Consider the following 554-nt stretch of genomic DNA (forward strand, 5'->3'; position numbering starts at 1 on the left):
CTGGAAAATAATCAGGAGTTGCTGGCACTGGCTGACATTCGTTACCAATATGGCGATACGGACTTTTCCGATTTGCTTAATGCCCAGCGCACTTTCTTCAACGCCAGAGACAGCTTGGTGGTGCAGCGCCAGAAACATATCCAGGCCTTGGTCGAGCTGTATGTTGCCTTTGGTGTTGCCCCGGCCCTGGAGGGCGCTGTCTCATTGGATGAGACTCCCTCTTTTTATAGTGCTCAGTGAAAGGGCGCCGCCAGCGGCGCCTCAAGATTCATCGAGTTCTCCCTTTCTTACCTTTTCCCCTTTCTCACCTTTTCTCTTTTCTTCCCCTCCTCCCTCTATTTATTCCTGACAACTGAATCGGATGCTCGGTTACATATTCACTTTGGTTTCTGTGACTGCTTGGCTGTTGGGGTCATGACTCGAGGTGATGGTAGTGATTTCAACTTTCCAAAAACAGGTGCTGGGAGGTGCCATAATAATGTGCGATAGAATTTTTATCGCACCAAAATAAAGTCATCAAATAAAGTATGGGTATATTGAGTCAAGCATTATAG

Annotated in this window: 1 protein-coding gene; it reads left to right on the forward strand. The window is 47.1% G+C overall.

What is annotated here, in order from left to right:
- Positions 1–240 (forward strand): TolC family protein (locus tag Q4563_RS15645; RefSeq protein ID WP_303605118.1); only part of this gene is annotated, 240 nt, incomplete at its 5' end.
- Positions 241–554: the final 314 nt, after the last annotated feature.

The sequence above is a fragment of the Gilvimarinus sp. 1_MG-2023 genome (genome assembly GCF_030548285.1).